13 protein-coding genes are annotated in these 14071 nt (G+C 42.9%); 8 read left to right on the top strand and 5 right to left on the bottom strand.

The features are described from left to right. Positions 1–27: 27 nt before the first annotated feature. From panC to yjgA, 3 genes are all read left to right on the top strand, one after another. Positions 28–927, top strand: a complete 900-nt coding sequence (panC, locus tag ACP69U_RS04175; RefSeq protein WP_426137900.1) for a pantoate--beta-alanine ligase — start codon at positions 28–30, stop codon at positions 925–927. 51 nt (positions 928–978) lie between these two features. Beyond that, positions 979–1944, top strand: coding sequence for an RNase adapter RapZ (rapZ, locus tag ACP69U_RS04170; RefSeq protein WP_426137899.1), 966 nt, complete (start codon positions 979–981; stop codon positions 1942–1944). 100 nt (positions 1945–2044) lie between these two features. Then, positions 2045–2563 (top strand): ribosome biogenesis factor YjgA, encoded by a 519-nt coding sequence (gene yjgA, locus ACP69U_RS04165; protein ID WP_045443152.1) that lies wholly within the window; start codon positions 2045–2047, stop codon positions 2561–2563. Positions 2564–2764: 201 nt separating this feature from the next. Here yjgA and ACP69U_RS04160 read toward each other — a convergent pair whose 3' ends face one another. Next, positions 2765–3385: a thiol:disulfide interchange protein DsbA/DsbL gene (locus ACP69U_RS04160; protein ID WP_045443155.1), complete on the bottom strand. Its 621-nt coding sequence runs from the start codon at positions 3383–3385 to the stop codon at positions 2765–2767. Positions 3386–3834: 449 nt separating this feature from the next. Here ACP69U_RS04160 and ubiG point away from each other — a divergent pair, with 449 nt between their 5' ends. The 4 genes from ubiG (at position 3835) to ACP69U_RS04140 (ending at position 6824) form a co-directional block, all read left to right on the top strand. Then, a complete protein-coding gene (gene ubiG / locus ACP69U_RS04155) occupies positions 3835–4674 on the top strand; it encodes a bifunctional 2-polyprenyl-6-hydroxyphenol methylase/3-demethylubiquinol 3-O-methyltransferase UbiG (RefSeq protein ID WP_426137898.1) in 840 nt (279 codons plus the stop codon). Between the two features lie 75 nt (positions 4675–4749). Further along, positions 4750–5460: an HAD family hydrolase gene (locus ACP69U_RS04150; RefSeq protein WP_045455441.1), complete on the top strand. Its 711-nt coding sequence runs from the start codon at positions 4750–4752 to the stop codon at positions 5458–5460. A 99-nt stretch (positions 5461–5559) separates the two neighbouring features. Next, positions 5560–6396 (top strand): YciK family oxidoreductase, encoded by an 837-nt coding sequence (locus ACP69U_RS04145; protein WP_201580731.1) that lies wholly within the window; start codon positions 5560–5562, stop codon positions 6394–6396. Between the two features lie 161 nt (positions 6397–6557). Further along, positions 6558–6824: a DksA/TraR family C4-type zinc finger protein gene (locus ACP69U_RS04140; protein WP_426137897.1), complete on the top strand. Its 267-nt coding sequence runs from the start codon at positions 6558–6560 to the stop codon at positions 6822–6824. Between the two features lie 62 nt (positions 6825–6886). Here the strand turns inward: ACP69U_RS04140 and ACP69U_RS04135 are convergent, their stop codons facing one another. Then, positions 6887–8140, bottom strand: coding sequence for a CobW family GTP-binding protein (locus ACP69U_RS04135; RefSeq protein WP_426138017.1), 1254 nt, complete (start codon positions 8138–8140; stop codon positions 6887–6889). A gap of 122 nt (positions 8141–8262) precedes the next feature. Then, positions 8263–9021, bottom strand: a complete 759-nt coding sequence (gene ompR / locus ACP69U_RS04130; RefSeq protein ID WP_055123637.1) for a two-component system response regulator OmpR — start codon at positions 9019–9021, stop codon at positions 8263–8265. A 496-nt stretch (positions 9022–9517) separates the two neighbouring features. Between ompR and ACP69U_RS04125 the strand changes: the two genes are divergently transcribed. After that, positions 9518–12067 carry a Tex family protein gene (locus ACP69U_RS04125; protein ID WP_314885871.1) on the top strand — a complete coding sequence of 850 codons (2550 nt, stop codon included), beginning with the start codon at positions 9518–9520 and terminating at the stop codon, positions 12065–12067. A 175-nt stretch (positions 12068–12242) separates the two neighbouring features. Here the strand turns inward: ACP69U_RS04125 and ACP69U_RS04120 are convergent, their stop codons facing one another. Together ACP69U_RS04120 and ACP69U_RS04115 are read right to left on the bottom strand one after the other, a co-directional pair. After that, a complete protein-coding gene (locus ACP69U_RS04120) occupies positions 12243–12608 on the bottom strand; it encodes a hypothetical protein (protein ID WP_426137896.1) in 366 nt (121 codons plus the stop codon). Positions 12609–13077: 469 nt separating this feature from the next. Further along, a complete protein-coding gene (locus ACP69U_RS04115) occupies positions 13078–13917 on the bottom strand; it encodes a hypothetical protein (protein ID WP_426137895.1) in 840 nt (279 codons plus the stop codon). Positions 13918–14071 lie beyond the last annotated feature (154 nt).

Raw genomic sequence — 14071 nt, 5'->3', positions numbered from 1 at the left:
CGATTATCAGTAGAAGAATAGTTAACCATGCCAATCATTCATCATCATATCTCCGCATTGCGTACGGCTTTACAGTCTTATCGTGGACAAAAAACTGACAATCAAGATGGCCCACAGCGCATCGCTTTAGTGCCAACGATGGGCAATCTGCATGCTGGTCATCTTGAATTAGTAAAAATAGCCAAGCAACATGCTGATATCGTGGTGGTTAGTATTTTTGTTAACCCTACTCAATTTGGCGCGGGAGAGGACTTTGATAGTTATCCTCGCACGCTTGATGAGGATGTCGCTAAGCTAGCAACGGTCGATACTGATTATGTGTTTGCGCCCAGTATTGAAGAGATGTACCCAGTCTTACCGCCACCGACCTCTGTTCTTGCAGGTGCTATTACCACTCAATTATGTGGTCAATCACGCCCTGGCCATTTTGACGGTGTTGGTATTGTCGTTTCTAAACTGTTCAATATCGTACAACCAGATATGGCTGTTTTTGGACAAAAAGACTATCAACAATTAGCGATTATTAAGCAATTGGTACGTGATTTAAGTTATCCCATTGACATTATAGGGGCACCTATTGTCCGCGCTGCAGATGGTTTGGCACTCTCATCGCGTAACCAATATTTAAGTGCTACTGAACGTGAGGTAGCACCTGTTATCCATCAAGCGCTACAATATTTAGCAAAGCAGTTAGAAAAAGGCGAACAGAGCCAACAAGTTGTTCAGTCGTTGTTAGCAGAAACGCATCAGCGTATTACGGATGCTGGCTTCATTATTGATTATTTAGACATTAAAACCGATACGCTAGAGTCACTCACTAATGATACTGTAACTTTTAATGCAGAAAACAAGAATTTGATGATTCTAGTCGCTGCTTGGCTAGGACGTGCACGTTTGTTAGACAATCAATTGGTGATGGTGGATTAATCGTTGTGACATAGTAATTTGCAGGATGCAATGGACTAGAATGGGTGAATCATGGATGTGAGTCAGGGTGAAAATAACAGTAAATCTGAGCAGGCAGCGTGTAAAATAGCAACCGATAAGCTCAGTATCCTAGTGGTATCAGGGCGTTCAGGCTCAGGTAAAACCTCAGTATTAAATATCTTAGAAGATTTAGGATATTATTCTATTGATAACTTACCGTTATCCTTATTGCCGGATGCTGCGCATAAATTGGTCAATGAAAGTGGGATTCGTCGTATTGCGCTTGGTGTTGATATTCGAACACCGCGAGCGGATCTATCCAACTTTGCAGAGATGCATGCATCCCTAAAAAAAACATACGGGGCGCATGCGGTCAAAGTAGTGTACGTGACCGCGCAAGAAAGTACCTTAATAGCACGTTTTAATGCGACACGCCGCGTACATCCGCTGATGTCGCAGGATATCGATAGTGACAATGCCAAGCACATTGCTTTTAATCTACCTGCCGCGATTAAAAAAGAAGTGGAGCTGTTAGAGCCTATCGCAGGTCATGCCGATATCAGAATTGATACCAGCAATTTGAATATTCATCAATTGAAAGACAGCTTGCGTGAACATGTCGGCGTGGACAATCAGATTGTGATTAATCTGCTGTCTTTTGGCTTTAAATATGGCAGTCCTATTGATGCAGATTTTGTCTTTGATGTGAGGATTTTGCCGAATCCGCATTGGAACCCTGAATTGCGTACTTCGACAGGTCTAGACATGGAAGTTGCTGCATTCTTTGCCGACTATCCAGAAGTGGCTGAGATGACTGATGATATAGATAAGTTTTTAACCCGTTGGTTGCCCGAATTTTTACACAATAACCGCCATACAGTGACAGTGGCCATTGGCTGTACTGGTGGTAAGCATCGTTCAGTATTCATCACCGATAATTTACAACGTCGTCTTGCCGATGTTATGCCGCAAAGTATAAAAGTGCTGGCGAAACATCGTGAAAAAAATCGTTGGTAGTTATTGGTAAACACTGGGGCATATCTTCATTTTTATGACTATTCCTAAAATGAGGACATGCCCCTGTTAATTTTATTATTTATTATTTTGGAAAGCTTTTATGATTGACTGGAAAGAACAGGATATGCGCGTCTCGCGCACTGAACTCAAAAAGGCCCATGAGCGCTTGCAGAAGTTGTCGATACCACTTGCCAGCTTATCGAAAAAGCAACTCAAAAATCTGCCAGCCAGTGACTATTTTATGGCAGAACTCATGGCATTGGCCGATATCACCAGCGCTAATGCGCGTATTCGCCAAACCAAGCGCGTTGGTAAGCTGATTAGTGAAGAAAACCGCCACGAATTGGTAAAAGCATTATTTGATGCGTTTTTCCCTAAAGAACAAGTCTCAAAAATAGAAAGTTGGTTTGAGCGTTTAAATATTAATGATGAAGGGACGCTTAAGCAGTTCGTTAAACAATACCAAGCATCTGAACAAAATAGTATGTATCAATTACTGTTATGGATTGAGTATGCCAAACATACCCAAGATGATGAGCTGATGGCAGAGTCTAAAGCAGACTTAGCCAGTTATATTCGTGAAGTTACTATTTTGTCGCAATTGAAAAAAGAAAAGTAATAAGATGATAGCGGCTAAATAACTTTGAGCACTGTTTATACAATATCTCCAATTATAAACTAAAGTAGTCTGCAAATAAAAAAAGCCAATCATCAAGTGATTGGCTTTTTTATGGGTAAGAGCATTTATGTCCAAATGGCACTTGTGGATAAATGCTAGTCCCTAATTTATAACGGTACTTAATTTATAACAGTACTTAACCTATTTCTTTTCAGCACGCACTTTGTCAACCAAATAGTCAACGACTTTAGGTACAGTGGCGCTTTCACCAGTGACAACGTATTTGCCTTGCACGACGACTGCTGGCACACCAGAGAGCTGATAACGCTTAGCGCCTGCTTGTGAACGACCAATTTTCGTACCAACGGCGAATGAATTATAAAGGCTATTGAATTTCTTCTCATTAACGCCTTTCGATGCATACCATTTGCTTAATGATGATTGGTCAAAGATTTTCTTACCATCTTTGTGAATGGCATCAAATAGCGCGTCATGAGTCTTGTCTTCAAACCCTAGCAGCTGAGCGGCATAGAAACCACGAGCGTTCGCTTCCCAGACAGGGTTAAGCGCTGCTGGCGTTTTGAAAAAGGCAACGTCTTTGTCTTTGTTTTTAGCCCATTTTTCCATATGTGGGTTAAGAACGTTACAATGCGGGCAACCATACCAAAAAAACTCACGAACAATGATAGCATCACCGCTGATTTTTTCTGGATTGTCTAGCACGCGATAGTCTTTTCCGGCGACATAGTCGGCAGCTTGTGCGCCCATAGTGGCAAGTCCAATGGCCATGGCCAGACCAGTCAGTGTGATGACACGTTTCATACTTTATCCTTGAGGTGTGAAAACTTAGGGTTTGTTGAGATGTTTTAGTATCGTATGGTTTTGGGTATAGCGCACAGGTTTTTAAAGTGCCCAAACGAGACAGCGTCGAGTATAATCGAACTATAGTGACGTATCGACTATAATAACGTAAAACATGGTCGCTTGTGAATCCGATTCTTAACTAATGGTTGTAAAGCTGTGAGCCATTATTTAAGGCATATTTCACCGTGTTTTTTGGAATTTTTTTAGCGTTTTATTATTTAGGTTTTAAGCTGTTTGAAGCATCTATCTTCTAAAAAAACGGTACAGAAAATATGAACGTTTGCTAAGAGTATTCACAATCGGTGACGATGTACTCACGACAAAGCTGCCGCTCTCATGCTAATATTAGGTACATAATTGTGCACTGTATATGATTATAACGATAATGACAATAAAGGAAAAATGCAATGAGCTCAGCTCTATCTTCCTCGCCTTCTTTGAATGAGCAAGCAAACAGCAGTCTTGATGATACAACGGCTACCGCCATTAATGTAGATCCTAGCGAAGTCGACAAGTTTAATAAGTTGGCAAGCGAATGGTGGAGCAAGACGGGTGCATTTGCGACTTTGCATGAAATAAATCCACTGCGTCTAAATTGGATAGAAGAAAACGTCAAGCGCAGTTATCAAAATGACAGTGCTGATACGGATATTCATAAAACGGCTGAAACCGGCTTGGCTGGAAAAAAAGTGCTCGATGTCGGCTGTGGCGGCGGTATATTGTCAGAGTCTATGGCACGTCGCGGTGCGGATGTGACAGGGATTGATTTGGGTACCGAAAATCTAAAAGCGGCAGCGCTGCATGCAGAGCAAAGCGCTTTACATGAGACGTTGCGTTATCAGCATATCCCAGTAGAAGAATTGGCCAAAACTCATGCAGGTCAGTTCGATGTGGTGACTTGCATGGAGATGCTCGAGCATGTGCCTGATCCCAGCTCGATTGTGCAGGCTTGTTTTGAGTTATTGGCACCAGGCGGTGTTTGCGTGCTATCGACGATCAATCGAAACCCTAAATCATATCTATTTGCCATCGTTGGGGCAGAGTATGTATTGCGCTTGCTCGATCGCGGCACTCATGACTATGCCAAATTCATTACGCCAGCTGAGCTAGACAAAATGGCAATTGATGCGGGATTCACACGTCGAGATATCATTGGCTTGCATTATAATCCGCTGACCAAGCGCTATTGGCTCGCTCAAAATGTCGATGTCAATTACATGATGGCAGTACACAAGCCACTGGCTTAAGCTGAATGCCGTATTTGGTTGTTTTCATGCCATACTATTTCACTCAACACCTTATCTATATTAAGAGCATTCACTATGAGCCAATTTGTAAAAGCGGTTTTATTTGATCTCGATGGGACATTAATCGATACGGCTGCTGATTTTGTCCGTATTATCGGTAAAATGAGCCGCCAAAATGATTGGCAAGCACCCCCTGAAACAGAAATTCGCGAGCAAGTTTCTGCTGGTGCCTCAGCGATGGTACAGTTGATGCTACGTCATAACGATCAAATTGAGGTTAGCGAAAAAGCTTTACAGGAGTTTCGCCAACAGTTTTTAGATGATTATGAAGCTGAGATATGCGTCGATAGTTGTGTGTTCGCTGAATTAGAAGACGTGTTGACTGCTCTTGAAGAAAAAGGGGTGCCATGGGGTATTGTGACCAACAAGCCGCGTTATTTGGCAGAGAAGTTACTAGACAAGATGCAGTTAGACGGGCGCTGTTCTGCTTTGGTCTGTCCTGATGATGTGTCTCGCTCAAAACCTGACCCAGAGCCTATGTATGCGGCGTTAGAGAAGCTTGGTATCCCTCGCGGCGCCGCTGAAAGCGTTATTTATGTTGGCGATCATATCCGTGATATCGAAGCTGGTAATGCCGCTGGCATGCCGACGATTCTAGCTGCCTACGGTTATATCCCGCCTGAAGATCAAAAAAACCTAAAGAAATGGGGCGCAGATTATATTACTGATACGCCTGAGCAATTAAATAAACTGTTGCTCTCATCTGGTAAATTTGACTATTTATAAATCAAATTATAAATCGAGTCCGCCACACTCTATGTTTTTAAAGAAACACGATAAATACTTAGCATCCCAACTATTAAACGATAAGCAGTGAGTAATGCCATGAGTGACAATATTAATCAGCTGGCTAATCAGCAAGACAACCAAAAAACTGTTCAAAGTCTACCTCAACCGTTAACTCATAACGATATTCGCAACTTTGTGCCATCTGATAATTGTTTAGATGGTAAGACTATTCTGGTCACGGGGGCAGGTGACGGTATCGGCCGCGTTGCCGCGCTGACTTATGCTCGCTATGGAGCGACAGTCCTGTTATTGGGACGTACCAGCAGCAAGCTTGAATATGTTTATGATGAGATTGAAAGTCTTGGCGGCAAACAGCCTGCCATGCTACCGATGAATCTAGAAGGCGCAACCTATGCTGAGATGCAGCAGTTAGAGGGGTTGATTAATAAAGAAGTCGGTCAGCTCGATGGTATCTTGCACAATGCGGGCATGCTTGGGCAGCTAACCCCACTTGAGATGTATGACGTCGATACTTTTGCACAAGTTATGAAGGTGAACTTTACCTCGACGTTTATGCTCACCCAAGCACTGCTACCACTACTTAAAGATGCTGAGAATGGTTCTATTGTTTTCACCTCTAGCACGGTCGGTACACATCCTCGCGCGTTCTGGGGTGCTTATGCGCTGTCCAAGCAAGCCGTAGAAGGCATGAGTGATATCTTTACCCAAGAGACGCAGAATACGACTAATTTACGTTTTAACTGTGTCAATCCTGGTGGCACTCGTACCAATATGCGTGCGCATGCTTATCCAGGAGAGAGTCCTATGAGCCTAAAAACACCTGAAGATATCATGGCAGGCTATGTTTGTCTGATGAGTGATGCCAGTATCGGGGTACGCGGGCAAGTGGTTGAGCTACAGCCAAAAGATTAGCCATGTGATTTTTTGCTAGGAAATGTCATTATTTAGCGCATTTATTCGCATACTTTCAGGTTGAGGCATGCTCTAGTAGGTTGCAATTAATCATAGATAACCCCATCTATTTGTTATTAAAGCGATTTGTAATATCTAATTATCGTAAATAGGATGAAGTTATGGCAGGTGGTTGGTCAAGAGATGGTGCTGAGCATGAGCAAATGGATGCAACGGTAAATGATGCATTAGAGCGGGCAAGACGTGCTTTGCCAACTGGCATCAGTGCCGAGATATGTGATGAATGCGGCAAGCCTATTCCAGAAGCACGGCGGTTAGCAGTGCCTGGTATTCAGCATTGCGTCAGCTGTCAGACAGAACTTGAACAAGAGGCGAGAGCCGCTGAGTTGTTTAACCGGCGCGGTAGCAAAGACAGTCAATTACGTTAAAAAAGAAAGAGGGCAGACATTGCTATATCGAACAGCAATGTCTGCCTTTTTTTTGTTTATTACTATATAACCAGTGCCATTAGTTCACGGTCGCAGGTATCCCAATCGATAGAAGGTAGCGTCTCTATAGAAGATAAAAATGCTGTCCTATATTTTTCTTCTGAGCGGTCGCTTTCTGCCGCTGTATCGTTGTCATTATTAGTATTTGCATCCAACTGTAATATAATCTCTAGCCGACTATCAACTTGTGCGCTGACCGTACTGGTTGTTAAGCTGTCAGGGGTAAAATTGATTTGTAGCCAGCCATCAGACGTATGAACCACACCTTTGATACGTTGCCAGTTCGGTAGCGTTAATAACCAGCTCTGTAACTCATCCGCTTTTAATATGTAGTGCGCTGGCAGTCGCCAACCCGCCAACTGTAAATCTTGCTGTTTCTCATGATAACGGTAAGGTAGCTCAATATCTGTGTCGGTCTGCGCATTATCTTTGTTTGTAAAAGCGTCGGATGGCAAGGTGGTCGATATCGATAGAGCCTTACTCTGCGGTTGCAAGCTAGTAGTCGATTTTTGAGGGTGAACAATATTGACTGTGCGTTGTTTCGAGATAACCTGACTGGGCTTGGTTAGCTGCGTTTTCAACTCTGACACGCTTGATTCTGATAAAAGAATATTGGATGAGTCATTTGTATCATGAGATATCTGCTCAGATGCTGCCCAAATAATTTTTACCTGTGCATTGAGCTTGGCTATCCATTGTTGCAGTGCTTGTTTTTCGCTATCGCTTAATTGAGCATAGCGATTAATGACTAACACATCGGCATCACGGACATGCGCTTGAAAACCGTCATGATGACGGTATTTATCTTGCTGCCATTGCACGCCACTCAGTACCGTTATTACTGCCTGCATATTGAGCGCTGTTTGCCAATGCGGTGCACTGAGCTGCATGATAAGCTCACGTGGATGAGCAAGCCCTGTGGGTTCGATGAGCAACCGCTGTGGATGATGCTCACTAAGTAGCCGACTGATAGCAATTTGTAATGGCAGCTGACTGGTACAACAAATACAGCCACCACTGACTTCGCGTATCGCAATATTATCTTGCTCAGGCTTACTCTCTTGCGCGCTTGCCAGCAGCGCACCATCAATACCGATACGACCAAATTCATTGATCAGCAATGCCCAGCGCTCATCGGCAGGTTTGATAGCAAGCAGCTGATTAATCACTGTGGTCTTGCCAGCACCCAAAAACCCTGTCACCAAGGTACAGGGTATGTTTTGAAAAATAATAGGTTTTTTCACAAAGACACTCATCATATAGGCTGTATTTGTGAGTAATCAAACACGGCCTATATTAAAAGGAAATGATATTAGCGTGTGTCCTCAATTCAATCGATAATCGAAATTTTCAAAATGAGGACACACTTAGTCAAAAGTTACTCACTTTTAACGGTTTCTACTTCGGCTTCGTCAGGAACGAATACATAGCCTACGCCCCAAACGGTTTGGATATAACGCGCTTGTGAAGGGTTGTCTTCAATCAAACGACGTAAACGTGACACTTGCACGTCGATAGAACGCTCCATCGCACCCCATTCACGACCACGCGCAAGGTTCATTAGTTTGTCACGGGTTAATGGCTCACGTGGATGCTGTACGAGTGCTTTTAGCACCGAAAATTCACCTGTCGTTAAGGTAACAACATTGCCATCACGTTTAAGCGTACGTGTCGATAAATCAAGCGTCCACGGTCCAAACTCAACCACTTCAAGCTGATGGCTTGGTGCGCCAGGCAGCTCGCGATTTTGACGACGTAATACCGCTTTGATACGAGCCAATAGCTCTTTTGGATTGAATGGTTTTGGCAGATAATCATCTGCGCCCGCTTCTAGACCAGCGATACGATCAGCATCACCACCTTTGGCTGTTAGCATAATGATAGGAATGTCGCCATTGTCTTCGCGTAGACGCTTACAAATACTGATGCCGTCTTCGCCTGGTAGCATCAAATCGAGTACCACCAATGAGAAAAGCTCACGCTGCAACAGCTTATCCATTTGACTACCATCATGAGCGGTACGAACGACAAAACCATCGTCTTCTAGAAAGCGCTGTAATAAAGAGCGCAAGCGTGCATCGTCATCAACGACTAAAATTCGTTGAGTTAAGGTATCAGGGCTGTTATTTTCAGACATACAGGCATCCTCTTATAAAAATTATTATTAGTAAAAATTATCGTTAACAGTCAAGGCTAAAGGTTATATAGTTAAAATGATATAAAAAAAATACGGTGTCAGGCTCGTTGAGTCTACTATTTATAGTATTTTAACGTGCTTTCCTTATCGCTAAATTATCTTGAATCGACTATACAAAAAAACTGTCTTTATTCAATGAGTGGTCAAAAGTAAAGGTCCGTCTCAATCCATCATAAATTTGAATACTATTGTTCAATGCGTCAGCGCGTACCAATATTTGCGCCTTCGATACTTTAGTGTATAAGATTGCACCACTAATTGCATCACCCATCAGGACAAATGCTGTATGCGTTTGTTTAACAAAGCGACAGAACCTATGATATGAGACGATTTTCGTCATAAAACTAGCGATAAATAACGAAAAGATAAAAAGGATTTTTATTCATGCAGCTTTTGCTATAATGCAAAACTACATTTCTCAACGATTGATACGTCTATGAGTAGCACTGATACCTTAACGCCATCTCAAACCTCGACAAATGCACAGGTTTTGGATGCAACCACACACGCGAATATTCACGACAAGCTTGCTCGCGCGCTTGGCATTAAGACTGCTCAAGTCAATGCGTTTGTCAAACTTTACGATGAAGGCGCGACCGTTCCATTTATTGCCCGTTACCGTAAAGAAAAGACGCAGAATCTTGACGATGCGCAATTGCGCGCTTTAGAGAAGTCACTCAATTATGAGCGCGATATGGCAACCCGTCGCCTCAAAATTACTGAGCTGCTCAGCACGCAGGGCAATCTGACGGACGAGCTACAGACGCGTATCGATAATGCGACGTCGAAACTTGAGCTTGAAGACATCTACTTGCCATACCGCCCGCGTCGCCGTTCACCAGCTGCTAAAGCACGTGCTGCTGGTCTTGATGTGGCAGCGCAAGCCGTCTTGATGCAAGAAGTCACGCCAACTGACGCATTAGCAGACTATCAAGTACAATCTAGCATTACCGATGATAGTGGTAATGAGATCGAAGTTGATTTTAGCGATATCACCAAGCAATTGGCTGGTGTACAAGCCATCATCGTTGATGAATGGACGCAGGCTTTGGCTTTGCTAGACAACTTGCGCAGTGGCTTTGCCAAGACGGCCAGTATCGTATCTGCCGTTGCTAGTGAAGAAAAACGCGAAGTCGGCGAGAAGTTTAAAGATTACTTCGAGCATAGCGAAAGCCTTGCGCGTCTGCCAAATCATCGTTTATTAGCGATGCTACGTGGTCGTCAAGAAAACGTCTTAGGCCTCAAAATAGAAGGCGAAGACGCACCCTTTATCGAAAAAATCATTAAGCATTTTGACGTTGATACAAAAGCTCCAGCCGAGCGTCAAGAGTTTTTGACAGAAGCGGCGACCAGTTTATGGAAAGACAAATGGCGTCCGCATATTGAACATCGTTTATTGACAGAAAAACGTCTTACCGCTGAAGCTGACGCGATTGACGTGTTTGCTAATAATTTACAGCACTTATTAATGTCAGCGCCTGCTGGCCGTAAAGTTATTTTAGGTGTCGACCCTGGTATCCGTCATGGCGTAAAAATGGCTATCGTCGATGCTCAAGGTCACGTCATGCTAGACAGTGAAGACAAGCCTGTCGTCGCCACAGTTTATCCATTTGCCCCTGATAATAAGATGGGTGAAGCCAAAAAAGTCATCGATGAATTATTAAGTACTTACAACGTTGATTTAGTGGCTATCGGTAATGGTACGGCGAGCCGCGAAACAGATGCGATGATTAAAGAAATTTTGGCTGCCAACTCTGAGTTACAAGCCAAATCAGTTATCGTCAATGAATCTGGCGCTTCTGTTTATTCTGCCAGTGAGCTTGCCACTGATGAGCTTGGTAACTTAGACGTTTCGGTACGCGGTGCGGTTTCTATTGCCCGTCGCTTGCAAGACCCTTTATCAGAATTGGTCAAGGTTGATCCAAAAGCCATTGGCGTTGGTCAATATCAGCATGATGTCAACCAAACACAATTGGCAGATAGTCTTGATAAAGTCACGCAAGATAGCGTAAATGCGGTTGGCGTTGATGTAAATACCGCAAGCCCTGCTATCTTGGCACATATCGCTGGTTTGAATAAAAATGTCGCGCAGCAAATCGTGACCTATCGTAAAGAGCATGGTGCTTTTGACAGTCGTGAATCATTAAAAAACGTTCCACGCTTAGGCGCTAAGACCTTTGAACAAGCAGCAGGCTTCTTGCGTATCCATGGTGGTAGTAATCCCCTTGATGCCACTGGTGTGCATCCAGAAAGCTATGCGCTGGTCGATAGCTTATTGGCACAAACTGGTAAAGCATTGCCAGAAGTCATCGGTAATGACGACATATTAAATACGATAGATACCACTGCATTGGCTGCTAATGATGACAATATTAGTGTAACTGCTATCATCGAGGAGCTAGCCAAACCAGCACGCGACCCACGTCCTGAATTTAAGACTGCTAACTTCCGTGAAGACGTTAACAGTATTAAAGACTTGAGCGAGGGCATGCAGCTTGAAGGCGTGGTGACCAATGTGACAGCCTTTGGTTGCTTCGTTGATGTTGGCGTTCATCAAGATGGTTTGGTACATATCTCACAAATGGCCAATGACTTTGTCGCTGACCCGATGAACCGCGTCAAGCCGGGCGATATCGTCTCGGTACGTGTCATCTCTATCGATGAAAAACGTGGTCGTATTGGCTTTAGTATGAAGCCAGAATCTGAAAAGCCTGCGCGCCCAGCAGCGAAATCGGCTGAAAGTACTGGTAATGATGAGAAAGTCAGTCGTCCACGTAGCGATCATACAAATAGCAAACGCCCGAACAGTAGCCGTCCAGCGCCTGATAAGCGCCCGTCGAAATCTCGCGGTAATCGTCAGGATAAAGACCATGCTAATAATGATCGTAGCAAAGCGCCAAGGGCTGATAAAGCAGAAGCACCTAGCAAAATGGGTACGCTTGGGGCGCTGTTACAGGAAGCTGGTGTGACTAAAACCAAAAAATAGTCAATGTTAATAGTGACAAAAAAGGCAGCCATTAGGCTGCCTTTTTTATGGAATGTATATAAAGATAGAAATTGTTAATGAACACTAATAACTACTCAAAACCTAACTCGCTGAATAACCTCTTTTCAATGATTTCAGTTAACAGCGGGGTTCATATCGTACTCTATTTCGTATTCTATAATTCTTCTTGTGTGTTTAACGAGTCTTCTTCTTGCATCGCTTCTTCAGAATCTTGAATCAACTCTTGCTCGGCATCCATTGTTTCTTGCTCAGCCTGAAGCTCAGTAGTCATCGGCTGTTGCTTAGCACTGTTGTCAACGCTTGCTCTTGAGATAATCTGTGTCTCACTAATCTGAAATGGGCTAGATTGATTGTCTGTTGAGGCATTATTTGTATTGTCACCTTCCATCTCAAGTGTAGTGGCAGTAGCCGCTGATTGCACATCTACTGCTGCAGTATCAGCAGGTGCTGCCATAGCCAAACTTGGGATTGTGAGCGCAGCGCCAATCAGTAGCGATAAAGACAGAGTACTTTTTTTCATTAATCAATTCCTTAATTTACAATCTTATAATGTCAGTTTAAAAAATTTCAAACTTGACGCTTATGTTGCTAACTGCTGTATACAGCAGTTGCATATCACACATTCATTTAGTAATTCAAATCTATATATTTAATATATCTAACATTTAATTGATAGACAAAATAAAATCATGATAACCATTAAGAGACTATCATGATGGATTTGGATAAAGAGCTTTATAAGCTGACCTAAATCAGTGATAAAAATCTAAAAGGGAGAATACCAATTAAACAAGCGTTAGTTCAGTAGTCCATAGATTAAAATTCTAACAGATGGATGTTAGCAGGTGACTTTGTGCAACTATTGTATGGTTATTGTCAGATAGAAAAATAGTATTGTTTTCTACTTTCCCGTCTCTAATTTTCCTATCTCTAATTTTTATAGCAACGATGTCTAAACGAATTTGGTTCGTCTGTATTTCATTAAAGTCTTATTCAATAACAATATACTTGCCAGTGTTTGGATCAACGACGCGTTGTTGAGTGCTGCTACTAGGAACACGAATGACTGGGAAAGTTTGATTGATTTCAGTATTGTCGATGACATCCGCATCTGCTTCTTCACCAACGATTACAGTACGATTAGCCTCGTCTTCGATAGCAATGGCTGTACCTGACGCTGTGTTTACTCGCTTGATTTGATCGTTCGGTACGATGATGACTTCTTTGACACTATATTTAGTAGGGCGGATAACACGTGTGGTTTCAACGATGACAGGCTCTACACGGCGATCTTCGATAATCGCGAGTTGTGATTCTGGTGCTGTAGCTTCTTTTGTTTCGCTCGTAATAGGCGTTGGAAACTTGGCACCGAAGTGGTTATCGCACTGCTGCATGCTTAAACGTACTGGATTGCCAGCCTTATCCATATAGACGTTGACAGGCATATCAGCGGCGATAGGGACGTATTTTCCAACCAATGCGCCTGACACACCGTAGCGACCATTTGACTGCCCAACCCCTAAATCACAAGCACCTGCTGAGTAATCACTGGCTGTTAAGTTGTTTGCATTGACCACTGTTTGAGGAATCATTACTTCAGACAAACGCATTTTTTTGACAGTCGCTTCACCTGCTTGGCGCTTTGGGTTTTGATAAGTATAAGGGGTATAAAATTTGGCCGAACCGTCTTTGACAGCGGTGACACACTCCTTATAACTGTCATAGCCAACATTGCCGTGGCTATCGGTAGTCATAGCGGCGTTAGCAGAGCTTGCAAACACAGCAAGACTGGATGTCATCACAGCAGCGGTTAATATATTGATTTTCATTGTTATTTCCTTTTAATTAGATGAGGGTCTATTGATTTATTCCAAATTTATGATAAATAAGTAAAACTTAATTTTTATTAATATGATTTTTATTGCACTAGAAAATTACTCTGACGCGTTTAAAGTCTAAATGAAATTTTAATGAGCCAATTAT

It is taken from the genome of Psychrobacter sp. TWR1-1-1, from assembly GCF_049895865.1.
GTDB classification, from domain to species: domain Bacteria; phylum Pseudomonadota; class Gammaproteobacteria; order Pseudomonadales; family Moraxellaceae; genus Psychrobacter; species Psychrobacter immobilis_A.
Note: the sequence above shows the minus strand (reverse complement) of the source record. Positions and strands in the feature narration are given on the sequence as shown.